The sequence below is a fragment of the Aestuariibacter salexigens DSM 15300 genome (genome assembly GCF_000429145.1).
GTDB lineage: Bacteria > Pseudomonadota > Gammaproteobacteria > Enterobacterales > Alteromonadaceae > Aestuariibacter > Aestuariibacter salexigens.
The window spans coordinates 51,923-75,414 of the sequence record NZ_AUBH01000005.1 but is presented as its reverse complement, the minus strand read 5'-3'; the positions used below and the strand labels follow the sequence as shown (position 1 = coordinate 75,414).

The window sequence follows — 23,492 nt, the reverse complement described above, 5'->3', positions numbered from 1 at the left end:
TTGCCCAGTACCCTATTCACAATTTGATTTAACATTTACCTATCACAGCAGGGCGGGGGAGCTGTGAGCAGGAAAGTGTTATGACCAAATCTAATCTCGATACGCTTAATCAATTGCAGTCTGCCGAAGTTATCTTTGGTGAGAGCCTAGAAAGTTTGGATGAGCTTCCATCCCCTTTGAGGGGCCCTTACAGCCCACCAGAAACGTTGCATAAGTTCAAGGCGGCGGTGACAGAGGTTATCGACATGGAGTTTATACGCGAATCCATAGATGCTTTAATTCCAACAGATCTGCCGGGTGCACTACTTCGCAGATTTTGGCTTGGCGAAGCGGATAAGCTGACTTCATGGGATTGTCAGCTATTGCAAAACCAGTTGATCGATGCGTTTAGCTTTGAGCTTGAACTTATCGTTACATCCAGCGATAACAAGATAAGTGCAAACACTAATGGAGAAAGTAATGAAGACAAGTCACTTTATGATGCGCTCTATAATGCAACGCATGCTCAAATACGAGATGCAGTAGTTACATCAACTCTAGATCTTGATAAACAAGAACTCCATGACCACGCGAAAGACTGGTTTGGTTATTGGCTGACCTCGCTCCATAAGTGTGAGCCAAATGTTATACACCAATTGCGTATTGCACTGTATTTAGTAAAACAACACTGTGAGCGAAAGTTTCGCGTTTGCGCATTAAATAAAAATTATGAGGTTTATGGTGCATGGCGATTAAGGAAAGGCTCAAGACCATGCTTTGAACTTGTTGAATTGCTGAATCGCGATATTGGTTACGAGAATCTACATCTACACAAAATTGCTGACGAAAATCAGCTTCAGAAGACAGCATCTTTGCTCAAACATTTTCGTAAGATGGTCCTAAGAGCAGGTGGTAAACAACTATTGCTGCCAAATGGGTCTGAAATGGCGGAATTTTGTCGTCGTCCTTATGTAAAAGACATTCTTACGCCAGATATGTTTATTCACTAAAAAATGCTCGGGTGGTAAGTGTAATATTGCCACCCACTACAGCTATCTATTACTTAGACGTAAATACGAATATTCGTATCAATAAAACCTGCTCGCGCGAGTTCATTTTTGAGGTAACTCGCAGAGTAGTGGGTATCTCCATTACAAATGTCGTATTTGAGACTACATGCGGTCACGTTTTACAATTTGTGCGTATCTCCTGGGTTACTTGATTTTAAGGCTGCAATGCTTCCCAAACCTGCACCCCTGAGAACCCACTCTTCGATTCTTTCGGCCAGACCGGAGGGTGTATGCCTGTCTTTTCCACGCAAGCTGCATTCCCAAACGATTAAGACGCGGTAGCCCAAATCGATAAGTGCATTGACGTTTTGTTTGTCGACTTCAATCTGCCTGCGGAATTTATTACGCCATTTTTCCGTATCGGTCTCAGGCATTTTAAACAGATGGCAGTCATGACCGTGCCAGAAACAGCCGTTAACGAATATCACAGCCCGATACTGACGTATAACAATATCGGGGCGGCCCGGCATGTCGCGCACGTTCGTACGGTATTTAAACCCACCAGCGTAAACCATGCGCCGAACACAGCGTTCTATCTTAGTGTTGCGATTCCTGATGGCCGACATATTCCTGTGGCGGCTCTCTTTTGACAGCACATCAGCCACAGGATAGAGCCTTTGTTACGCTGCCTGACGGGACTTACTGTCCCTGCTTATGGCTTCCAAGATCCACGGCTTCATTAGCTCGGCTACAGCTTCAAAAACCGGGACCACAACAGAATTGCCAAACTGACGGTATGCCTGAGTGTCGGACACAGGTATAACAAAATTCGACTCACCAGCCTTGTCAAAACCCATGATTCTCGCGCATTCTCTGGGCGTTAAACGGCGGGGCCGGTTTTCCTGATTTTCTTCATTCCAAAAATCAGACTCGGCGGTGTTACTGTCCCAACCTCTGTCTATCAATATCTCTGACCCATCTTTGTGATAACGAGCCGACAGCGTTCTGCATGTGGCATTTCTGTCATTCGGATCAACCAAGCCGTAACCAAACCCGTTGCCTTTAGCCTGATGTTTTTTGGCATACTCAAAAAGGTATTCCCATAACCTTGGAGTAAGTGTGTACTTGCTTAGCTCTTTTGTACCTGGCTCTTCTAACAGCTCACTCAGTGCAGGCCTGACATCAGGCTTCCTAATATCATTCAGGCTCATTTGGCCGGCGATGTTATGCTGCTTTTTAAAGCCCACCAGCACAATACGTTCACGGTGCTGCGGCAGATAGTTAGCACCATCTATGATTTTCGGGTCGTTAGAACCCTTGCCATGCTCAACATCAACAACGTCGTACCCAAGTTCGTCCAACGCCTCAAGGATCACCCTGAAAGTGTTACCTTTATCGTGGCTTTTCAGGTTTTTGACATTTTCCAGTACAAACGCACTCGGCTCACACGCTTTGATAATCCTGCACACGTCAAAAAAGAGCGTGCCCTGAGCTTCACATTCAAAGCCGTGTGAGCGTCCCAGAGCGTTTTTCTTTGATACCCCTGCAAGTGAGAAGGGCTGGCATGGAAAGCCCGCCAGAAGCACGTCATGATGCCCGATATGGCGTTTAATGTGCTCATACGCTTCTTCTTCTGTCACGTCCTCGCGATTAGAGAGCGTGACATCCCGGATATCTTCGTTGAATGTATGGTCGATGTCGCTGTAATAGTTGGCTTTATAAGTGCGCACGGCGAATTTGTTCCATTCGCTGGTAAAAACGCATTTGCCGCCTATCGAGTCAAATGCCCTGCGCAGACCGCCGATGCCAGCAAACAGGTCAATGAACGTGAATTCAGGATTGTCGTAGTGATCAGGTTTGGCAGGCAACAGGCCCTTCAGAAAATGTGTTTCTTCGTCAGTCAAACAACGGTCACTTTTTCCGTTTAATACGCGGTTGATAGTCTCCCGACACCAGTCGCTTGGAGTAACCGGATTGAGCTTTTCTGCAATTTGTTTTTGGTCATATATCTCGAGGAGCTGTGTGAGTAACTCAACCGTATTTTCTTTTGTTGTCATGCTCTGTTAATCCGGATATTTGATGTGTAAAAGACTATCACTCGTTTGACCCAGAGACAACATTTCCTGTACAAATAAACAGGCATTTTTGGCGCTATTCATCCGGGCTACATATAAGATTGATATGTGAAGGCCGGCGTTTTTGTCTCACCATTACCACCGGCCCAACACATTACACCTAGGACTTTAGTTATGCCGCAAGAGCCGGTTTCGGTCTTCCTGATATCACTTTACTGAATTGCGCTTCAATGTCACCGGGATGGACACCAGAAGCTAAATCCGCACGGATATTATCTCTAAGTACCGTAAGCTCGGTAATCACCCCGTGTTTCCATTCACGCAGCTTCTTCACTTCCCCAGTCAGCCCCCACAACACAAAATTTTTGCTGCCTCGCACTAACGGCTCATCAAGCGACTTGCTCAGATAGTCAGCCAAACTCAGGTCTATCTCACCATGCTCAGAATCCAGATTTGCTTTATCCAAAGTCCCCGGGGACGATTTAAGCCGAACTCTGCGAGTTGAAGTCTGTATACATATGGCATTATCAGCTGTCGTACTGAATCTGCGCAGCGTCTTTTTGCTGATATCTTTACCTGACGCATCACGTCGCTTACCGACCATGCAGACCATGTTGTGATTAGCCTCGATTACTATGTGTGCATGAAACGCTTCAGGCGCTGTTACAGGAGCGTTTTGCCCTTTTCGCTTGCCAGACCCCTCCAAAACAACAAAGCCCCTCACAGGGTGTCCCAGAAGCTTCTGTAGCATACTGTGCATACACTTAGTCATTTTGCGTATTCCGCGCGCCTCGCTTTTAATCTGGGCACTGTATTTGGCAGATAACTGTACCGTTATATGTGCAATAACGTTCCCGGGACATAATCCTTGGTGCAACGTTTCAAATGCCAATGTCAGACTCTCGTTGTAGCTGTAAAACCAACGTGCCCCTGTCAAACTCTTTACAGGAAACTTACGCGTCTTTTGATAATCCGTTTTACGTGTCAAACCAAATGGCTCTATAAAGCTCAACCGGTTTCGCTGTCTCTGGTCAAGCTTGTCATTGGAATAGTGTGCCACTCGCAGGCTGCCTTTGTTCAAAGACACCTGCTCGTTATTATCAAATCGGCCCTTTACTGACCTGAGGTAATTTCCAGACAGTATCGTCATAGCTGAATCCCACTGTTGATCCAGCTTTGAGTTGAGAAATGAAATGTCGTGTTTAGACAATTTCATGACCAAAATCCAACTGCTATAAGAATTTCAGCACACCCAGATATGAGTGTAAAAAAGGGTAAAAAAGCGAAATTTTTCATGCAGCGCGTTCTCTTCCATTGAGCCACCTACCTACTGCTGAAGATCTGTAGCCAACCCGTCTACTGGAAATTCGAATCGATCTTGGAAATTCACCTCCGGTCTCTAAGCGCCATAGTGTTGACTTGCTGATGCCCAGCATGAGGCATACCTCATTAGGGCTAAGTAAGACCTCGACTGAACCATCGTGTGTATTCATTATGTCACCTGAAATTAACTAGTGCGTGCGCGTTATTTTCCAGATAACGGAAGACGAAATATCAAATTGAAAAACGGATGAAACCTTTATGAAAAAACATTGAAAAATCGATGTTGCACAAGCTCTCAACAAAGTGCCCGGATGAAAGTTAGTAGGGGATAAATTGAATTTGCGTAGACTGGAGATTTAGTCTCACAAAACCGTTCGGCCAATAAAGATATACTTACCGCAACGACGCAATTTAGTATGACATCTTTTGTGACGAATACCGGGTTAACGAGTCACAGCGGCTGTGAGTTAGCTCGCAGGGCAAGCAATGCATACAGAATACAAACATTTGTCATTAGGCGAATCTGAATGTTGTTGCTTGAAATTGCATTCTCATCACACCCCCACTGCTGCGATAAAATTCTCTTAAGCTTTCGCCAGATATTCTTCATTAAGCCGGGCCGACGATCATTTGCAGGTAACATGTCTTTTACGGGCAGCTTTTCAAGTTCTAGCCGGTACTGCTGTCTGTATTGCTCAATACAATCAAGAACCTTATCAGCAAAAATTTTCGGCGCCATAAACTGCACTTGGCCAGCATTGCCTTTCTCACTTTTGTAGAACAGGTACGACTGTACGCTCCATGTAACACCGATTATGTCGGACGGTATTTTTCCTCGGATGAATTCAGACAGTACTGCCTGAATGGGCAGGAACTCTGGCAGCTCTTCTTTTTTCTGATAAGCAGGCATGTTGAGGAAGAAACGAAAAACAGGCGGAGCCAGCAAAGATACCGTTCTTGAGCACCATTCGTAGCCCATAGGGTCGTTTGGTACTTCTATTTTGCAGAAATAAATACCCGCAACAAACGCCTCCTCATCAGTAAGCCTTATATTGTCCAGCAGGAACCCCAGTTTTTCTGTGAATTCTGTATAAACCCCGTGAACGTCAAACATGGTCAAGTGAGCATCCTCTTCTCGAGGCGTAAGTAGTCCATGTGACACAAAATCCAATGGGGACAGGGGGGTTCCACGATAGCTTATGCTTCTTTCGATCCTTCTTTCTCCGAGTACTAGTGTAAGGTCTTGAATCAGTCGGGATATGTTCCTTATATCTAGATCAGAGAATCGGCTTTTTAGCATGTCAGTGATCGAAGTCGGTTTTAGCCACTCAAGCATGCTAGTTCTTATTGCACTGTCGCGTTTAAAATGACCGCAAAATGCGGTGGTAAATAGAATGCCCTTTCGTTGGAGTGGAGCAACATCCAGCTCATCTGCCTTGGACCTCCAAAGCGTCAGATTCTGTTTTGGGAAATCCCAATCTGCCGAAAATAAATTTATCTTTGCACGTTCTTCGTTGAGGTGATGATTGATGTGTTTTGCTGCCGGCATGAAGTCAGGATTTCGCTCATCTGTACAGTAATCCCAAAATACCCCCAGCGTCTCTTCCCAAATACTTAGCTGATCTTTTTTACCCAGAGCTAATGCACGTTGCTCTCCATGAGACTTACAAAACCGGACCCAAAAACCGGTTAATATATACTGCCTTTTCTCTAAGTAACTTTGACTGTTTGGAAAGCCATTCGTTTGACTACTGAACATTTCCGCCAGTGTATTGAGCCCAAGGCAAATTTCTACCATGTCATTCTTTACGCTGCTGTCTTGTTTAGCTAAAACGTACGCAGCATTTGCCAGTACGTTCGAGAATTCCCGTTCAAAATTGGCGAGGTTGTAATTATCCAAAGGATTGTAGAGATACATCATATCGTCTACTTCTATCAGTAATTCCGTAGCCCTGCAGATAGCAGGATGGGCAAGCGCCATCTTTTGCTCTTCGTTAAGAGTGATTTTGTGTCGTGTCGCGAAAGTTTCTAGTGACATTTTATTCTCCCATGTTCAGCAAAAAGGACTAATCACGTAGAGAATATTGAGATTGGGGAGGTTAGAACGTATGAGGTCGTTACTACACCAGAACGATAAGGCCGTTACTATTCCAATCCAAATATTCAACTTGGACATTGCTAAGTTAGCAAATTATTTGGCAACCAACAACGCTGTATATGGTCGACAATTCCAACCTATAATATTTAGTCAAAACACTTGGCAAGAAGGTGACAAATGCAACCGGAAGAGTTTCTCGCTTATATCAGACAAGAGATTCGTGCATCCTTTATAAATGCTCGTCAACGTAAGGTTGACGACAAACACAAGTATCGAACTGAAGGGCTAATTCAGGCTGCAAAACTATTACTAGGAGTGAGTAAGGATGAGCTGCAAGATTTGGTCGAACGAGAGCATATGGCAGTATTTGGAGAGAGTATCGCTGAAAGAAAAGTTCGCAAAGATGAGCTTAGAGCCCTAAAAGAGTTAGATGAAGACGAATATTACGATATCCCGGCAATCATCCGAAAGTAGTCAGACAAAACCTGATATCCTTCTTGACGCCACTTGCTGCCAAGCGGAGTTCGAGTTCTGAACTGCCGCTAACTACGTAGAGCCGACTTCCAGCCTCCAGAAGCATCTAGCGACAGATAGGTATTTAAGCTGACGTTCAAAAGGCGAAAATGGATTTCGCATCCAACTCCATCAGAATACCCACATATTAATTGCTCCTTGAAAACACATAATAAAAATTGAGATATTAATTCCTTGTGTTCCATACAGAAACTGACGGAGTAGTGATGTCCAATCTGAATGAGTGGGAGAAAAAATGGCTAGATCCTAACGTGGCTTTGCAGACTTGTTGGTCTGTGGGTCAGAAAAAAGGCAAGGAAGATCTCGATCTTGCTGAAAGAGTTTCAAGAGGTGAATTGCCAGTTTTGCCTTGGAAAGGCGGTATAGAGAAGGCCACCAAAAAAGGCTGGAAGTATGGTGTACTTAATTACTTGGCGATGTGGCAAGGAATAAAGAACGTACCTCTAGACGTTGCGTGGGGCGAAGAGTACGAATTAACCTGCACACGAACAGGGATGAAAGTCATCTATACAAGCGACTTCGAAAAATATAAAAACGCTTAAAATAAGGGACTATTCAATGGAGTTTGTAGCGCTAGATCTTGAAACTGCCAATCCGCAGATGAAGTCTATTTGCCAGATTGGGCTTGCACGCTATCGAGATGGTGAAGTAGTAGACACTTGGAAATCATTAGTAGACCCGCAGGACTACTTTGATCCCGTGAACGTATCGATACACGGGATTGATGAAGAAGACGTGACTGGTAGCCCAACTTTTGAAGAGATTTACCCTATCTTATGCCAGTGGCTATCGGGCGGCATAGCTGCTTGTCACACTAGCTTCGATAGAATAGCGATAACACAAGCAAGCAAGGCTAGTTCTCTTTCATTAATTGACTGTTCATGGCTGGATTCCTCTAAAGTAACGCGTAGAGCTTGGGAAGAGTTCGCTTATAAAGGTTACGGTCTCAAGAATGTATGCGCCAAGATTGGTTTCGAATTTCAACACCATGACGCCTTGGAAGACGCTATTGCATGTGGAAAAGTTTTGTTAGCGGCAATGGACAGGCTAAACACTGACATTGAAGGCTTATTAAAACGCGCAAAACTTCCAATCGACCCTGAAAATAGCCTTGAGACTTGGAAAGGGGAAACTGGTAATCCTGAAGGCCCATTACATGGTGAGGTAATGGTCTTCACAGGAGCATTGGCAAATTCTCGCATAGAAGCAGCAAGATTAGCTGCTCAAATTGGTTGTGACGTTGGTAAGGGTGTTACCAAGAAAACCACTATGCTAGTGGTCGGTGACCAAGACTTAAGAGCCTTAAATGGGGCTAATCTGAGTTCTAAACACAGAAAAGCCTTAACTCTTATCGAATCGGGTCAACAAATTAAAATTCTTAACGAGTCTGATTTTTACAGTTTAATTGAAGCTTACGGTGAGCAATAACATAATAAATATTAGCGTTTACCCAAACTCATTCACCTAATTTAAAGGGGAGAATGTGTAACACGGATTGTAACAGATGGGTTTTACGAAAATTACATTATTTATATTTATCAGTCGCTTACAGCCACTATTTCATTCCGGTCTCTGTACCGTAACTCAGATATCTGAAGGGCAAGCAGCCCAGCGGGCAAGTTAGAGGATGATTGGATAAACCTTAGTTATAGTCTCTCGCCTGCCAAATACAGTCTCGAGCAGGCCTCTTGTTACCTTGTATTAACCAATAAACTGAGAAGACCCTCTTCACGTACACTTTGGACATTCGTTGCCTTGAGCTTTGAGCTCACCGTCTTTAGGAGACTACCGCCTTCACGGCAGAGACGGGCTGTTTTTTTGTCTGAAGGCGCAGTTCTACAGTCAATGTCAGACTAACTCCGGCTTTCTCAAAGCTATCAGTTGAAATATGTCACCGCCTTAGGAGTAATGTCTCAGATTAGATATTTGATAGCACAATTCACTTCCAGCTCCTCACAGACGCTACTTGTCGTTATTTCGCTGCCTTTCTGAAGAAGGAGGCGAAAAGGCAAAAGAACATCAAAGTAAATGTACTTGGTGATGACACATTAACTACGTCTCTCACAAGCCAAGTCCCTGTGGTTGCACCAGTTCCTCCAGCAACAAAACTCGTATTCGTAATGATACGATCCTGATTCGAGTCTTCGTGCGCGTATATCAGTTGACCATCATATATCTCAACCAATTTAGCCTCGTATTCACCGTTAATGTTCTTAGCAAGACTCGATGTCATACCTCGCGCAAAACCAATATTAGGCAGTTCAGGATTAACATCTGTGTAATTTAAATTGGATTCCAGGTACCCGTTATGCAGCGTGTCACCAAACAGTAGAATGAAGCTCTCCAGCATTGAATCAATCCCGTGCACCTCAACATTGCCTGCCGTAAATTCCCGACCAAAAAACTCATTTACCATTGTCAACACAGTCTGAAATGAAGCGATATTCCAACCAGCCTTCATTTCATTGTTCATTGATAGAATCGAATTTAATGCAGATATTGACGGAGTATTTACGGCTGCTGGATTTGGCACCTGCCCATTCAAAAAGCCGTCGCCACTTATGTCCGCGCTAATAAAATTGAATGTAATACCGTTAGTATATGTAAGATCAAGCCACTCTCTAACTGGCCTGCCATTTTGGTATTCGACAGTTATATCGCCGTTATTTTCGAAGGTGCTGTTGATGCCATAAAAACCACCTTCAATTAGTGAAGCGTCAACAACATGCGACACGGAAATTAGTGTAAAACAAACAAACCATTTCATCGTAAAATCCTCCCTGACTATCACCAACCATAAGTATTTTCCGTAGTGATTGCAATTTATCTCTTTAGGGTAAGGATTTTGAATAACTTAGCTATGTCTGATTTTTAGGTTCGTTTACACAACCTATTGGTCAGACTTGATACCAAACTCTGCTATCCTGTCGAACCCTTTTTGATTGTGCTCTTCCATCTCTTTTTCTGACTCAGAGTCACCAACAACATACATTTCCTGTAAGTTCCATGCGTAATTGATATCGCCTGACTCAGTGATTTCGTAAAAGCACCAATTGGTAAACTTACTCACACCATACGCACCCAAAATCATACGTCCATCAACATTCTTCAGTTTATAGTGACACATGCTGGAAGCGTTTCTTAATGTCCCTTCAGGGTTATCTAGCAACCAATCTATATCGATCTTAGTGCCGATGAATCCCTTCATTAGCCTGTTAAAAGTCGAAATCATGTTCATATTTTTAACCATCCCACTCCCCATTCTGTCACTAATAATAGAGTGCTCTATGCATCGTAATTTATTAAGAATGATAGAAGGCGCGGTGCATGTGTATCTCGATAGTCTCTCTTTAAGTTTGCCAATGAAAAAGGTTCAGCATTTTCGCCGATGACCACTGAGTTTTTAGTTCCACCGACAAGCGGGAATATGTTTAAAATTACCTCGCGGAGCAAAACCATATCTCGCTTATCAAGAGTTGGGAAGCGGTTGTATTTCCTTAAAAAAGTAAGTAGCCCCACCATCACGGGGTTTGCGAATTCTCTTGTCCCGGTCAACTTAAAATTTGCCACTTCAAACATCGTGTCATCCTTAAGGTCCAGAAGTGGCTCCTGTAGCAACCTATTAATAGCAATAAACATCGTCAGGCTTTCAACTAACAATGTTTCACTTGAAAGGTCTACAGCCTGACCAAGGGCGAGTCGAAAAAGTATGCGCGAGTCACTGGGCCAGTGAATGTCAAAAAATCTCTCCTTATCAACAAGTTTGTCATTGCGAATAAGTCTTTCTGCTCTGTATCTGTAGACCTCGAGATAGTCATTGTGCTTTGAAATACGAAGCTTGGGCTCAGAATCATTGTCGACGAAACGTGTCAATCCTGTCCCCTCTACATAATCATAAAGATCAGTAGTGACACCGAGTGCTTGTAGGCATTCATCAAGCTCTTCAAGGGTGCCTACTGCAAACCAGTCCTCATCATTACTCGAGCATTGCAAAAGATAATCATTGCCAACATCGACGCTTGAGTAAAATACTGGTTGTCGAAACTCCAGATTGTCATGAAGCAAAACTTCGCGTATTGATGTGGGTAAGGTTTTTAATGGAATGAATTCAGGTATACTGGAGCAGTCAGGGAAGAGGCTTATATCCACCAAGGTAATGTCACTTCTTTATCAAAAACGTTGACAAAAAATCCTACCACAAAGAATTTATAACAAGAATAGTATAGAAATCAGATTGTTATAAATTTAGATCAATATTCAGATCCAGAATATTGAATAATTCATCCGTTGCATAAGTAGCGACCAAATTCAAACAGACAATATTTGTGCCCGAAGCGCTTTTCCGATACTTTGTCGGAGAGTTTGTTCACGGTGCGCCCTTTTGTCTCAATCGCGTCGAATATCTTCCACAGTAATGCGATTTTTTGTCGTCACGCTATTGTGCACCTATGCTTTACACACCGTGGCAATGGCCAGTTCTTTCCCCGCCATTCAGATTGATCGCTATAACATCGAAGACGGTTTGCCTGACAGCACCATCTACAGCCTGCAGCAAGACAGCCAGGGTTATATCTGGGTGGGTACGCCTAAAGGCCTGGGGCGTTATGATGGTCACACGTTCGATTCCTACAATATTCAAGCTAGCAGCGTTCCACGCATTCTTAGCGACAACGCAGGCAACATCTTTATCGACAGCTCAAGGCGGATTTGGGTCGGTTCCTGGGGAGAGGGGCTATACGTTTATGACCATAACCTGACCCTTTTACAGCGATTCAACACATCTTCACACGAAGGGTTTAATAGCGATCTGATCCAGACGTTTTTTGAAGATAAAGACGGTGACATGTGGATCGGCACGGGTGGTGGCGGCGCCGTATTTATTCGCCAAGATTTAACCTCTTTTACCGCATTTCACACTCAGGCTAATCGAACTCAGCAGCTTCTCCACGATAGAGTATGGGGGTTTGCCCAGCTACCCAATGACGCACGAATCTGGGTGGCGACTGGCGGCGGTTTGTCTCACATTAACAAAGCCGACGGTTTTTCTGTCACCCATACCCCGGTGATAAGGGATGTTGATGCAACCGCATCAGAAAGGGTTCGAGCCATCTTGGTAGATAGTACAGAGGCCCTGTGGCTAGGATACGAAGATGGTCTGTGCCGTTTCAACTTGTCTAATAATCAATGTAAAACCATTGCACCAGCAATGTCTCCTACGGGGTTAGGTTCGGCAATCACGTCGTTGGAAAAACAAGCGGATGGCAAACTGTGGATTGGCACGCTAAACGGCTTATTTTTACTTGACCCACAAACGGATTCCTTCGTCCCTCTGGTCAATGAACAAAAACTAGAGCTTTTCCAGTACGATGATATCCGCGATATTCTTGTTACCGAAGAAGGCATCATCTGGGTTGCGACTCGACCCTCAGGCCTTATTAAGATAACCCTTTCTAATGATGGCTTCAGCGCATTCACTCATGCCATTGATAAAAATGAACAGCGTGTGGAATTGGGACGCGTATTGGCATTGCATGTCGACAGTGACGATACATTATGGATAGGTACGGGCGATGCATTGTGGTATCAACCAAACGTTTCTTCATCCGATCCTTCTCCAATAAGATTGATTAGTCATAATCTCGGGTTAGTAACGGATATTATCTCAACCCAAGATGGAGCATTTTGGTTTGCTGGCAATAACGGACTGTTTACTCTCAATCGTGATACGAGAGAAATCCAAAGAGTGACCGGCCCATTTGGTGATGATGTCACAGTAGTGAGTCTGTTTGAGGATTCATCGGGTACATTGTGGATAGGTACAGAACAACGTGGCCTATTTCGGATCCGAGACGGCGAGGCGGCCGCGGTAAAGATAGAAGTTGATGGTGTCCCCATCAGCAATTACGCCATCACCTCAATTGCAGAGCCTCATTCTGAGGCGCTGCTACTCGGCGTAGAGACCATTGGCATAGTAATCTACACCAATGCACAACTGGATGCCTATGCTTACCGACCTTCTGCTCAGGACGGCGCCTTGAGCAATGCAGACATTAACCAAATATACCACTCACCAGGAGGTGATATATGGGTGGCCACAAATAATAAACTTAACCTTCTTAATGAGTTTACTAATACTTTTCGGCATTTCGACGAACGTTACGGCCTCACAAACACTGCAGTGAAAAGTGTCGTCAGCGATCGTCAGCAGAATATATGGTTGAGCACTTCATTCGGGATATTTCGACAGGCACAAGGTCAGGCTTCATTTTTTCATTACACCGCAGAAGATGGATTACACGGCAACTTGTTTATTCAAAACGTGTCTGCCATCGACAGTCATGGCAATTTATATTTTGGCGGGCAGGGCGGTTTTACACGTATTGTGATCAACACGTATAACGGCGAGATTCGAGCTCCAGAGATCCATACCTCAGCTCTGGCAATAGATAATCAGCAATTAAATATGCTCGATTTTAGTGAGTTATCTGAACTGTCCCTGGCCGATGATCATCGAGAGGTTCATGTAAGGGTATCGGCACTGGATTTTTTATCCACCAACCTGTTTTACTCGTCGAGACTAGTTGGTAATACCGAATCGTGGTCGGCACCGCAGCGCAGCCCTCACTTTGTCTTCACAGGTATCAGACCCGGCACCTATACACTCGAATTCAAAGCACAGCGGGACGGCGTATGGAGTAACAAAGTAGCATCCATCCCCATCATCGTTTCTCCACCATGGTGGCAAACATGGTGGGCAATCACGCTCTTTTTAATCACTCTTGCATCACTCGTGCACACCTGGAACCTTTATAGGGTGCGCAGTCTTCGACGTAAAAATATTGAACTTCAAGACGTGATTAATGAACGTTCTGAACAGTTATCACTGGCAAAGATGCAACTTTTTGAGGCAGAGAAGAATGCATCGCTAAGCAGCTTGGTAACCGGCGTTGCCCATGAAATGAATACGCCTGTTGGGGTCAGTATTACAGCACTTTCTACTCTGTATGACAGTGCAAAAAACATTCGGGAAGATTTATCGAATAATAAGTTAACCAAGAAAGATTTTGAGAATGCGATGCTTCATATTGAGCAGTGTGCGCAAATTGCACAAACCAATCTGGATCGAGCTTCATTTCTGGTGAACAAATTTAAGATGCTGTCCATTGACCAACACGCTCATGAAAAACGAACGTTTAATCTGGGTAAGTTTATCGAAGAGACAATTTCAGTGATGGGGTCGGCACTACGCAGACAACACGTTAACCTGACAATTGAGTGTCCAAGCCAGATAGAGATTGAGAGTTATCCTGGCGCTATCGCCCAGGTCTTCACGCAATTGGTATATAACTCGCTTGAGCATGGCTTTGATCGTGAACAAGGCGGAAACATTACGATAAAAGCACAACTACAAGACAATCTGGTAATTCTGGATTATCGAGATGATGGTAAAGGTATTACAGAACAGGACATTGAGAAAATTTTTAAACCGTTCTTCACTACCAAAAGAAAAGACGGGAAAATGGGTCTCGGACTGCAGATTGTCGCCAATATTGTCACAATAAGACTGAATGGACGGATTTCATGTGACAGCAATGTCGATAAAGGCGTGCATTTTCACATTGAGTTTCCAACACAGCAACATGAGCACCAAGTCTGACTAGCAGTATTAAGTGCCAGCCTCTGTTGCTGCACGACTAAGACGGTCATTTACGTCTTGCCATTGCAATGTATCTGGTGGCGTTTCAAGCCAGATTTCAGGAACACACTGTCTATCAAGCTGATACAACGCTGCATACAGTGCTCTGGCAAAACCCGCTTTATCCTTCGGTAACGCAATCCATCGGGTAGGGGGGAGTGCTTTGAGAATCGGGCTAAGTTCATCTGAATATGAAACAACACCTGGGATGTTGTCATGCAGAGTCCTTAATTTTGTGGCTATCTCATTTGTACTCTTAAGATATAAAGGAGGACCGGGCTGATAGTGCGCGCTTACATTACCTGCCACCTTTAGTTCATGGGGTTGCCAGGCATTTACCGGTAAACCTATCACCTGACTTATCTGCTCTGCAGTAATATGCCCTGAACGCCTAATGCTGATATCGCCAGTCTCATTAAATGCGGTTAAATCAACAATGGTGGATTCCAACCCGATATGGCACATACCACCGTCCAATACCGCATCGATTTTACCGTTCAAACCGTGCAGCACTTGCTCGGCACTGGTTGGACTCAGGCGTTTATATGGATTTGCTGAGGGTGCGGCAACCATCAGATCGTTTTCAGCGAGCAGCGCCTGAGTAACGTCATGTTTTGGCATCCTTACGCCGACGGTTGCCAGGCCTCCGGTTACCACATCCGGAACGTGTTGCGATTTATTCAGCAGCAGTGTCAAAGGTCCGGGCCAAAAATACTTGGCCAATTCAACGGCTGGCGGTGGAATATCCCGTGCCAGTTGATTGAGCTGTTCTATACGTCCTATGTGAACAATCAATGGGTGATCAGCTGGCCGCCCTTTGGCTGCAAAAATTGCCGCAACCGCATCATCATTAAAAGCGTCGGCGGCAAGCCCGTAGACGGTCTCAGTCGGGATAGCGACGAGCTTGCCATTATGCAACAGCTCAGCCGCCTTTTTCAGTTGCCTATCATCGGCACCATCAAGCAAGATCGTATTCAAAGGATAATATCGCTGCCAGTTTACTATTCGTCAGGGATTACAAAATTCGCAGTATTGAGGTGACGCAAACTGCGCTTCCACAGGCATTTTCTGCTCAAAACTACACTGCCTGCACGCTGCTATTCGCATTTTAACCAAATTCGTTGGCTGGTGACACCACTCACACGGCAAACCTGATACAGTCGTTTCAGGCCAAAAGCCTAAGCGGTCGCATTGCGGACAATGACTTTGCAGCTTAGCGCATAAATTTTGTGCGGCGAGGCGAATATGTTGGCGTCGATCTGGACAATAGTGAGCCCTTAGGTCATAGCTAAGCTCAATCCCCTGATTCCATTGCGAAGAAGATAGGTTTCGCAGACATTCCTCTATAGATTTTCTATTTGCCAAGCCTTTAGCAATGGCAACCTTATTACTCAATACCATCGTTGCCTGATTATCGGGAAGTTGTTCCAGGTATCCATTAAGTTGCGGGTCACGTATTGATGACAACGTAACTGTGTAAGCTGCAAATGGCGCTTCATGAGCTCCTGCTGCCACCAGCGCTCCACCGTTGTCTACACAAGCGATTATTTCAAGATTGACCGTACCGAAACCATAAGGTGACGGGAAAAATGAACCCTCACTGCCGATACCATAAGGCGCACCAGTCAATTGAGCAGCAATCTGCGCTTTTTTTACTGCGCAGTCCAAAGGCTTCAGTTGTCGCTCGACCTCACCGCCAAATGTCCCCAGGCTATCGGTATCAAACGCGTCGGTGTGAATAAGCCGCCAGCCGATATCTTCAAACACAGGCAGTAACTGCTCTTGCTTACCGTGCTTAGTCAGCAATGCCGCAACATATTCCTGCACCGCTTTACTTCTCCTCACAATATGAATGGCCAGTTTGACGAATAATTGTCTGCATTTTTTACACTTTCAGCGATCATAATGATACAAAAATTCATAACATATTGATTTATATATAAATAAAATTGATGGTGCGAATTATGCTTTTATCTCTGGTGTCGATATAAATTATACAGCCACCTTTTTTAAGTAGTTGGAGGTGAAAGATGAGTTGCCTGACTCGTAAATTACAACATGATCTCGCGCGGTTTATCCGCAAACACGCACCTAGCTGCGCAAGAGATGATGTGACAAGTGTCCGCAAAACCTTAATTCAGCGCGGCGTGTGTCCGTCGGATGTGACCGAAGATCAGTTGTTGATGATTATCGAAACGGTAAAGCAGTGATCTTAAATTGATATTTTTTCTTCAAAATAGCGATTGAAGTCTATTTTGTAGTCTGAAGATTTTACTGCGCTTTCAATTTTTATGTTGCCAGCGGTTTGCGCCAAATCGATATCTGTTGGCGCAATATAATGGTTGTTTTTGGTTGAGTAGAACGCTTTTACCTTTGGTTTGAGCGGCATATCAGCGCGCTGTTCTACAACCATTGCAAGCCTGTCATTATTGAGTTTAACCAGCGTCCCAACCGGGTAGATACCAACACACCGCACAAACTGTTCGACCAGTGTTTTGTCGTACTTAACCGGTGCGTCTTTCATTAGTATTTGCAATGCACGTTGAGAAGGCATACCCGGTTTATAACAGCGGTCTGCCGTGATCGCATCGTAGGTATCAACGATGGCAATCATCCTGCCCCAGGTTGTGATGTCCTGCTCTTTAGCACCCAATGGATAGCCCAAACCGTCCAATCGCTCGTGATGTTCTCCAACGGTTTTGATGATGTGTTCCGGTATACCCATTTCGCGCAGTGCATCCAGGCCGAATTCAACATGTTTGCGCATCACGTCCATTTCTTCCTCGGTCAACCGACCAGGCTTATGCAGAATCTCATCCGGAATTTTAATTTTGCCAATATCATGTAGGAAGCCCGCGTAGGCAAGCTCCAGAATTTCGCTTTGTTGCATCCCTAAGTGGCGACCGAAATTGGCCAGTAACACGGCGACATTTAACGAATGTTCAAATAGATAGGAGTCTTTCTCGCGAATCTGTGTCATGCACATTAGTGCATTCGGGTTCCTGTCTATCGATCCCACCAGCTGTTTGGTGAATTCTTTCGGCACGGAGATATCAATTGGCAGTCCTTTTGATAAGGACTTAAGAATCCGTTTTTGCAGTGACTTACCTTTACCATGCAATACGGTTGCGCGGCGCAGTTCGTCTTCAAATGCAACGTTAGCGCTACCCGAGGCAGGTTTACTTACGTCTTGTTGTGGCACTGCAGCTTCAGCTAGCGTGCTTTCCTCGGGCTCAGGCGTGAAAGCCTTAGAAGGGTCAATTACTACCGCCACAATGCCTTTTTTACGCATCTGTGCGATAACCTTGCTGCTGGTGACTTTTCCTCTGCTGGTAATTTGAATATTACCGCGCTGCTCGGCGATGCTGTGCACATACATACCGGGCTTCAATTCGTCCAGAGATATTTTTTTCAGTTGCTCGTCTGACAACGTGCTGCATTCCAAAAGTGTCAGAAGAACAACGTTATACCAAAACAACGGGCGCCAGCAAGTGAGATCAGTAATCTAGCGCAAATAAAAGAGTAGGTAGGTCGGGTTGCCACTGACAGGCACTCAAATTAACGCGTAAACGGTCAACCTGTAAGCCCTCCTCACGTAATAATTGTTGCTGCTGTAAGCCAAATTCATGACCGACAGGAAACGCAATTTTGCCATCTGCACGAAGCACTCTGTGCCATGGAATTGCTAGTTCTTCCGGTGTACATTTTAATGCTTTAGACACCATCCTGGCCCGCCCAGGTAATCCCGCCAGATCGGCAATTTGTCCATAACTGGCAACCTTGCCCTGAGGTATTAACGAGACAACTTTCCAGATTCGTTTGTGAGAAGGCGAGCTCATCTTTTACACTTCAACGCATTATCAACCGTAAACAACAACAATGGTGTCGAGACTCTACTGCAAAACCTGTCATTATCCCTATAGCACCTGTGTTTGTGACGCCGTAATACCACTTTATTCACCAGTGCCAATTGCCATTATTCAACATCCGCATGAAGCTCGCCATGCGAAAAACACTTGTCGCTTGTTACAGCTTGGACTTTACAATATTCAGGTGAACCGGGCAGCGTCTACATTTGATGACAAGCTCACCGAGCTATGCACGATAGGGCGTCCTGCATTATTTTTCCCCACCGCACAGAGTGTTGACTTTGATGCTAATCATCAACGGTTTATGAAGAATCGACCCAGCCATTTGCTGTTCATTGATGCTACGTGGCGTAAAGCAAAGAAGCTTTGGCATAGTAACCCCGTTCTTCACACTATACCTCAATGGCATTTATCACCCGCGTACTCTTCACGTTATCACATCAGAAAATCGTCATTTTCCTCTTCATTATCTACCCTCGAGGCAGTCTCTCACGTCCTCAAAAAAGGATATAGCGTGGACACTTCACCGCTGCTGAATCTGTTTTCTGTCATGCAGCAAAGGACACAGCGCTACGCTACAAATGACGTTCAATAGGTAACCAGCCCATAATTACAGCGCCAATACGTCTCCATAATGACGTGTCAGGCTCTGTTGTTGTCGAGGTGTTATACAGATCGTCATGCCAGATAATATGCTGTGCGGCATTTAACGCGAGACGATATGAATTGCGTTTCAAACTATCGTGCATGTTACCCACTACGTCATTAGCCAGCGCTTCTGAATCAACCAGAATACCGAGCTCGGTATTAAGGTGAGCTGAACGTGGATCAAGGTTAAAGGAACCAACAAAAATATATCGTTGGTCGGCGCAAAATGTTTTTGCATGCAATGTCGCCCTTCGCAAACCCTTCCAATGACTTGGTTTATTGTCTGTATTAACTTTAACTTCAAATAACGATATGCCCCCTTTAACTAAACGTCTGCGGTACCTTCTGTAACCACCGTGCACAGCAACAACGTCGGTTGCTGCGAGAGAATTAGTGATGACAGTAACCTCAATGCCTTTTTTTACTAATGACAACAAGTAGTCGGCACCCACTTTGCCTGGCACAAAATAGGGTGATACCAGTACAAGTGAGCGTTCAATATTTTTTAAATACGGGAATAAGGCATTGATCATGAACTCATCAGGCGCAGTGTCGAAAGACCTGATCTTTTTCGGGGCGTCGTACATCACGTAAGACTGGGCCCAATAAAAGGGAGGCGAAGGTAAAGAAAATGTTTGCAGAATAGACGCGCCTGCCATGTTAAATGAATAATTTGACTCCATCAGTTGCATGTAGGCGTCGCGCAGTTTCATTTGATTTTGATTCAGTTGTTGAATGGAAAAGTTATGCTTTATAAATGTGCTTACTGGATACACCTGGTCTGAGTCCCAGTAGATGTCAAATTGATGCTGAACGACTGCAACTACATTTCCTACTGTGAGTAAATCAAAATCACCGAAGCTCAATGTTTCATTCGCGCCAAAATACTCATCGCCAATATTGCGACCGCCTACGACCGTCACCTTGCCATCCACCGTCATCGACTTATTGTGCATGCGGCGATTGATTCGACGAAAATCGTGCATTAGCTGCAGGCCCCGGAAATAACGAAAGGCAAAGGGATTGAACAAGCGCACTTCGATATTGATATGCTGATCGAGTGCGCTCATACCCTCGTCGTTACGACTCGTATTCATATCATCAAGCAGAAGCCTGACTTTGACACCGCGTTTTGCAGCATTTACCAGTGCCCAGGTTAACGCGTGACCGGTAAGATCGCCGTGATAAATATAATATTGCAGGTCGATACTTTCCTTGGCCGAGTCAATCAGCGCTAAACGTGCTAAGAACGCATCTAGCTCAGTTGAAAGTGGCATCACTCCACTCAGTTTTTTATCCACTGAGTTAACATCAGCAGTGAGATTTTCAATTAGGTTGGCTGAAAAGGTACCGGAAGCCAGCGGGTTTAATATCGTCATGCAACAGCCTTTGATTCACAGTGGATGACACTATAGCTGGGGTAGACAGTATCGAACTGCGGATTACCTGTGGTTAGGTATAACACGAGAAAATGGTGCACCATATCACTGATAAAAAGGCCCAACCCTAAAGAAACCAACCACAAATACACACGTGGCTTCACTCGAAAGAATATTATCGCTACAGCAACGAGAACGACACCGATATAGCCGTGATGAATGCGCAAACCAAAGGTGATCGGCGCCATAATGACACCGGTATCACGGGTTGATTGCAAATCAAATCCAAAACGGAACAGTACCGTAATCAGTTCGATAACAAGTGCAATGATAAGCGCTCGGCGCAAAATCAGATAACCCATATAACGACCACTATTGTTTACCGCATAACTCACGTATTCTGATGTTAGCAGATTTAAATTGAGTTAAAGAAAATGAAGTCTGGCATAAGTGGACTCCTGATTATCATCCTTAGCTATCTACTTTTTTGGCCCGTGGCGATTGATCCGGTCGCATGGCATGCACCGGAAGATGAAGGTTTTACCGGACAGTTTGCTAGCAACAACACATTAGCGAATATGTCGCTGATAGATCTTAAAGGAAACACCGGCCCGGAAGATTTCGCCGTCAATAGTGAGGGTCGCATTGCAATCTCTACTCACAGCGGTGACATTCTGTCTTTCGACCCAAAAACGGAATCTTTGTCACTACTTGCTACTACCCAAGGCAGACCACTAGGCATTGAATTCGATCAGACAGGCGCACTCGTCATTGCTGACGCTGAGCGGGGCCTGCTACGCCTTGATGCGGAAAATAATCTGACAGTACTGGCCACGAGCTTTGATAATAATCTGCTGGGCTATGTGGATGATGTTGACCTAGATAGTGCAGGCAATATCTATTTCAGTGATGCGAGCAGTAAATTTTCACCTAGAAATGCATCAGGCGCGTTGGAGGCCAGCCTGGAAGATTTGATGGAGCATGGTGGACACGGAAGGGTATATCGTTATTCACCGTCAACACAACAACTCACACTACTTGTCGATAATCTTAACTTCGCGAATGGCATTGCTGTATCTCACGATCAGAAAAGCGTACTGATCAATGAAACGGGGGCATATCGTGTATTACGTTATTGGTTATCAGGCAAACGGCAAGGTCAGGTCGACGTGGTAATCGATAATTTACCAGGATTTCCTGACAACATTGCGCGTGATGAGACACGCGGTTATTGGCTCGGACTTGCTTCTCCGCGTTCTACCGCTGTTGATGCTCTGGCGCCTTATCCATTTTTACGCAAAATAGTACAACGTCTTCCTGAGTTTATGCGCCCGGCAGCAAAGCATTACGGCCATATCGTACACCTAGACGAAACAGGACAAGTCCTGGCGAGTCTGCAAGACCCTCAAGGAAAACTACCCATGACAACGGGAGCGATCCGTATACAAGATCGCCTTTATATAAGCAGTCTGACCTCCACGTCATTTGGCATTTTAGATTTTCAATAACCTATTTTTATCGTTCAATTATCAATAAATCTGGATGAAAGATGTATTTTTAGCCATTTTTAAGTATGTAACGGTATTAATAAGTATATAAATCAATACGGGTAATCGATTTTTTCACTGTTTTTCAAAGACATCTGACCAGAACCGCAAACCCATGAAAATTACGGCTTGCGCGATTTTTAATCAGGCATTTTCTACCAATTCATTACTTTTACTAATGTAAACCATGAAACAAAACTAAATTGTTGAGGTGTTCAGAAACTCTACAATGGCGCCAGTTTTGATTAGCACGCTTCTTACACATTTACTTTTGAGGAAAAAACCATGTTTAAATCTTTACTTACTGCCGCTGTTGTTACCATCGTTGCTACTTCTGCACAGGCTGTTGAATTTGTAAATCAGGACGGCTCACCACTTAGCCAACTTTGTATCGCTGCTGTTGAGTCAAATGAGCAACTGATCAACAAAGCAAAAGCGCTGAACATTAGCCGTTTTGAACTGGACCGCATTTCTTGTAATGACCAGTCTCTGAATGACTTCGTGAAGCAGTACCGCGCGACTGATAGCAACGAGACAGTTAACGTTATTGCATTCGAAAATGCTAATAATTCTTTGGAAGGCCAGCTTTGCATCGCTGCTGCTACTTCAAACCAGGCATTCAAAGCGGTTAGAAACCGTCTTGACGGCCGCATCGATGCTGACAAAGTATCATGTAATGGTGAAAGCCTGGTGAATTTCGCTAAGCAGTTCAACGGTTCTTTCAACGGCTAAGAAAGAGCGTTTCTGCTTACCATGTTGAAACATTTATAAAACCGTGTTGAATAATTACCATGTTGAGAAACGGCGCCATATGGCGCCGTTTTTATGTTTGATTAATGATAAAGCGCGCTATCTTTCTTTTGTCACTCACTACGATAGACTCCAATTCTCCACCACAGGCTCTAATTAGTGACGCTGATGCTCGATTGTCCGCATAGCAGTGAATATGCACGATGTGTATATTTTTTTGTCTTGCCTGTTCTAATGTCAGCATTAATAAGGTTTTGCCAACCCCGGATTGCCGTCTTGAAGGACGAACTCCTAACCCAATATGTCCTCCAGCCTCAACCAGTTGTTCGTTTAGATAATGACGGAGGTTAGACACACCAACAATGTCTTCACCATCAATAAGCCAGTATGTTGATGAGGGAGCGTAACCAGCAGGTAGATTAATGCCGTTATAAAAATCGCGATTGCGTTTCAGCATTGCTTGAAAATCAGTGTGGTCAAAGTCCAGAGGAAAGGGATAGCGCTCCTCATCGCCTAGCTCTTCAATATAATACGTGTAGGAGCGCTTATATTTTTCTGAAGGGAAAACTAAGTGCAATTTTTTC

General features: G+C 44.5%; 24 protein-coding genes. 9 read left to right on the top strand and 15 right to left on the bottom strand.

What is annotated here, in order from left to right:
- Positions 1 to 80: 80 nt before the first annotated feature.
- Entirely contained in the window at positions 81 to 989 is a 909-nt protein-coding gene (locus G441_RS0109180) for a hypothetical protein (RefSeq protein ID WP_026376081.1), read from the top strand.
- A gap of 179 nt (positions 990 to 1,168) precedes the next feature.
- Here the strand turns inward: G441_RS0109180 and G441_RS0109175 are convergent, their stop codons facing one another.
- The 5 genes from G441_RS0109175 to G441_RS0109160 all read right to left on the bottom strand — a co-directional run bounded on the left by G441_RS0109175 (position 1,169) and on the right by G441_RS0109160 (position 6,425).
- Positions 1,169 to 1,654: a very short patch repair endonuclease gene (locus G441_RS0109175; protein WP_026376080.1), complete on the bottom strand. Its 486-nt coding sequence runs from the start codon at positions 1,652 to 1,654 to the stop codon at positions 1,169 to 1,171.
- Between the two features lie 15 nt (positions 1,655 to 1,669).
- Positions 1,670 to 3,046 carry a DNA (cytosine-5-)-methyltransferase gene (gene dcm, locus G441_RS0109170; protein WP_026376079.1) on the bottom strand — a complete coding sequence of 459 codons (1,377 nt, stop codon included), beginning with the start codon at positions 3,044 to 3,046 and terminating at the stop codon, positions 1,670 to 1,672.
- A gap of 190 nt (positions 3,047 to 3,236) precedes the next feature.
- Positions 3,237 to 4,280 (bottom strand): hypothetical protein, encoded by a 1,044-nt coding sequence (locus G441_RS0109165; RefSeq protein ID WP_026376078.1) that lies wholly within the window; start codon positions 4,278 to 4,280, stop codon positions 3,237 to 3,239.
- 76 nt (positions 4,281 to 4,356) lie between these two features.
- A complete protein-coding gene (locus tag G441_RS20070; RefSeq protein ID WP_084407329.1) occupies positions 4,357 to 4,557 on the bottom strand; it encodes a helix-turn-helix transcriptional regulator in 201 nt (66 codons plus the stop codon).
- A 281-nt stretch (positions 4,558 to 4,838) separates the two neighbouring features.
- Positions 4,839 to 6,425 carry a hypothetical protein gene (locus G441_RS0109160; protein WP_026376077.1) on the bottom strand — a complete coding sequence of 529 codons (1,587 nt, stop codon included), beginning with the start codon at positions 6,423 to 6,425 and terminating at the stop codon, positions 4,839 to 4,841.
- Positions 6,426 to 6,662: 237 nt separating this feature from the next.
- On the opposite strand from G441_RS0109160, the gene G441_RS0109155 reads away from it, so the two are divergent.
- The 3 genes from G441_RS0109155 to G441_RS0109145 all read left to right on the top strand — a co-directional run bounded on the left by G441_RS0109155 (position 6,663) and on the right by G441_RS0109145 (position 8,447).
- A complete protein-coding gene (locus tag G441_RS0109155; protein ID WP_026376076.1) occupies positions 6,663 to 6,959 on the top strand; it encodes a hypothetical protein in 297 nt (98 codons plus the stop codon).
- 266 nt (positions 6,960 to 7,225) lie between these two features.
- Positions 7,226 to 7,561, top strand: coding sequence for a hypothetical protein (locus G441_RS0109150; protein ID WP_034474763.1), 336 nt, complete (start codon positions 7,226 to 7,228; stop codon positions 7,559 to 7,561).
- A gap of 16 nt (positions 7,562 to 7,577) precedes the next feature.
- Positions 7,578 to 8,447 (top strand): exonuclease domain-containing protein, encoded by an 870-nt coding sequence (locus G441_RS0109145; RefSeq protein WP_026376074.1) that lies wholly within the window; start codon positions 7,578 to 7,580, stop codon positions 8,445 to 8,447.
- Positions 8,448 to 8,991: 544 nt separating this feature from the next.
- On the opposite strand, the gene G441_RS0109140 is transcribed toward G441_RS0109145, so the two are convergent.
- The 3 genes from G441_RS0109140 to G441_RS0109130 all read right to left on the bottom strand — a co-directional run bounded on the left by G441_RS0109140 (position 8,992) and on the right by G441_RS0109130 (position 11,168).
- Positions 8,992 to 9,786, bottom strand: a complete 795-nt coding sequence (locus G441_RS0109140; protein ID WP_156896331.1) for a hypothetical protein — start codon at positions 9,784 to 9,786, stop codon at positions 8,992 to 8,994.
- A 123-nt stretch (positions 9,787 to 9,909) separates the two neighbouring features.
- On the bottom strand, positions 9,910 to 10,257 hold the full coding sequence (locus G441_RS0109135; RefSeq protein ID WP_156896330.1) for a hypothetical protein: 348 nt from the start codon (positions 10,255 to 10,257) through the stop codon (positions 9,910 to 9,912).
- 47 nt (positions 10,258 to 10,304) lie between these two features.
- Complete coding sequence (locus G441_RS0109130) at positions 10,305 to 11,168, bottom strand: hypothetical protein (RefSeq protein ID WP_026376071.1); 864 nt, start codon at positions 11,166 to 11,168, stop codon at positions 10,305 to 10,307.
- Between the two features lie 232 nt (positions 11,169 to 11,400).
- On the opposite strand from G441_RS0109130, the gene G441_RS0109125 reads away from it, so the two are divergent.
- Entirely contained in the window at positions 11,401 to 14,676 is a 3,276-nt protein-coding gene (locus G441_RS0109125) for a ligand-binding sensor domain-containing protein (RefSeq protein WP_156896329.1), read from the top strand.
- Positions 14,677 to 14,685: 9 nt separating this feature from the next.
- Here G441_RS0109125 and G441_RS0109120 read toward each other — a convergent pair whose 3' ends face one another.
- Together G441_RS0109120 and G441_RS0109115 are read right to left on the bottom strand one after the other, a co-directional pair.
- Positions 14,686 to 15,693: an L-threonylcarbamoyladenylate synthase gene (locus G441_RS0109120; protein WP_051275454.1), complete on the bottom strand. Its 1,008-nt coding sequence runs from the start codon at positions 15,691 to 15,693 to the stop codon at positions 14,686 to 14,688.
- Positions 15,694 to 15,723: 30 nt separating this feature from the next.
- The gene (locus G441_RS0109115) at positions 15,724 to 16,542 is read right to left on the bottom strand and encodes a DUF6671 family protein (protein ID WP_026376068.1); all 819 of its coding nucleotides are present in this window, start codon (positions 16,540 to 16,542) and stop codon (positions 15,724 to 15,726) included.
- Between the two features lie 203 nt (positions 16,543 to 16,745).
- Here G441_RS0109115 and G441_RS0109110 point away from each other — a divergent pair, with 203 nt between their 5' ends.
- Positions 16,746 to 16,925 (top strand): hypothetical protein, encoded by a 180-nt coding sequence (locus G441_RS0109110; protein ID WP_026376067.1) that lies wholly within the window; start codon positions 16,746 to 16,748, stop codon positions 16,923 to 16,925.
- A gap of 2 nt (positions 16,926 to 16,927) precedes the next feature.
- Here the strand turns inward: G441_RS0109110 and G441_RS0109105 are convergent, their stop codons facing one another.
- Together G441_RS0109105 and G441_RS0109100 are read right to left on the bottom strand one after the other, a co-directional pair.
- Complete coding sequence (locus tag G441_RS0109105; protein WP_276201942.1) at positions 16,928 to 18,145, bottom strand: HD-GYP domain-containing protein; 1,218 nt, start codon at positions 18,143 to 18,145, stop codon at positions 16,928 to 16,930.
- A gap of 67 nt (positions 18,146 to 18,212) precedes the next feature.
- Positions 18,213 to 18,554, bottom strand: coding sequence for an MGMT family protein (locus tag G441_RS0109100; RefSeq protein WP_026376065.1), 342 nt, complete (start codon positions 18,552 to 18,554; stop codon positions 18,213 to 18,215).
- Positions 18,555 to 18,594: 40 nt separating this feature from the next.
- Between G441_RS0109100 and G441_RS20065 the strand changes: the two genes are divergently transcribed.
- A complete protein-coding gene (locus G441_RS20065) occupies positions 18,595 to 19,179 on the top strand; it encodes a tRNA-uridine aminocarboxypropyltransferase (RefSeq protein WP_084407327.1) in 585 nt (194 codons plus the stop codon).
- Here G441_RS20065 and G441_RS18335 read toward each other — a convergent pair.
- Entirely contained in the window at positions 19,160 to 20,611 is a 1,452-nt protein-coding gene (locus tag G441_RS18335; RefSeq protein WP_051275453.1) for a phospholipase D family protein, read from the bottom strand. The two genes, G441_RS20065 and G441_RS18335, sit on opposite strands and share 20 nt — an antisense overlap.
- Positions 20,608 to 21,006 (bottom strand): hypothetical protein, encoded by a 399-nt coding sequence (locus tag G441_RS0109090; protein WP_026376064.1) that lies wholly within the window; start codon positions 21,004 to 21,006, stop codon positions 20,608 to 20,610. Before G441_RS0109090 ends, G441_RS18335 begins: the two co-directional genes overlap by 4 nt.
- Positions 21,007 to 21,045: 39 nt before the next feature.
- Here G441_RS0109090 and G441_RS0109085 point away from each other — a divergent pair, with 39 nt between their 5' ends.
- Complete coding sequence (locus G441_RS0109085; protein WP_026376063.1) at positions 21,046 to 22,119, top strand: SMP-30/gluconolactonase/LRE family protein; 1,074 nt, start codon at positions 21,046 to 21,048, stop codon at positions 22,117 to 22,119.
- Positions 22,120 to 22,443: 324 nt separating this feature from the next.
- Entirely contained in the window at positions 22,444 to 22,890 is a 447-nt protein-coding gene (locus G441_RS0109080; RefSeq protein ID WP_026376062.1) for a hypothetical protein, read from the top strand.
- A gap of 91 nt (positions 22,891 to 22,981) precedes the next feature.
- Here the strand turns inward: G441_RS0109080 and G441_RS0109075 are convergent, their stop codons facing one another.
- Entirely contained in the window at positions 22,982 to 23,485 is a 504-nt protein-coding gene (locus tag G441_RS0109075; protein WP_026376061.1) for a GNAT family N-acetyltransferase, read from the bottom strand.
- Between the last annotated feature and the right edge of the window lie 7 nt (positions 23,486 to 23,492).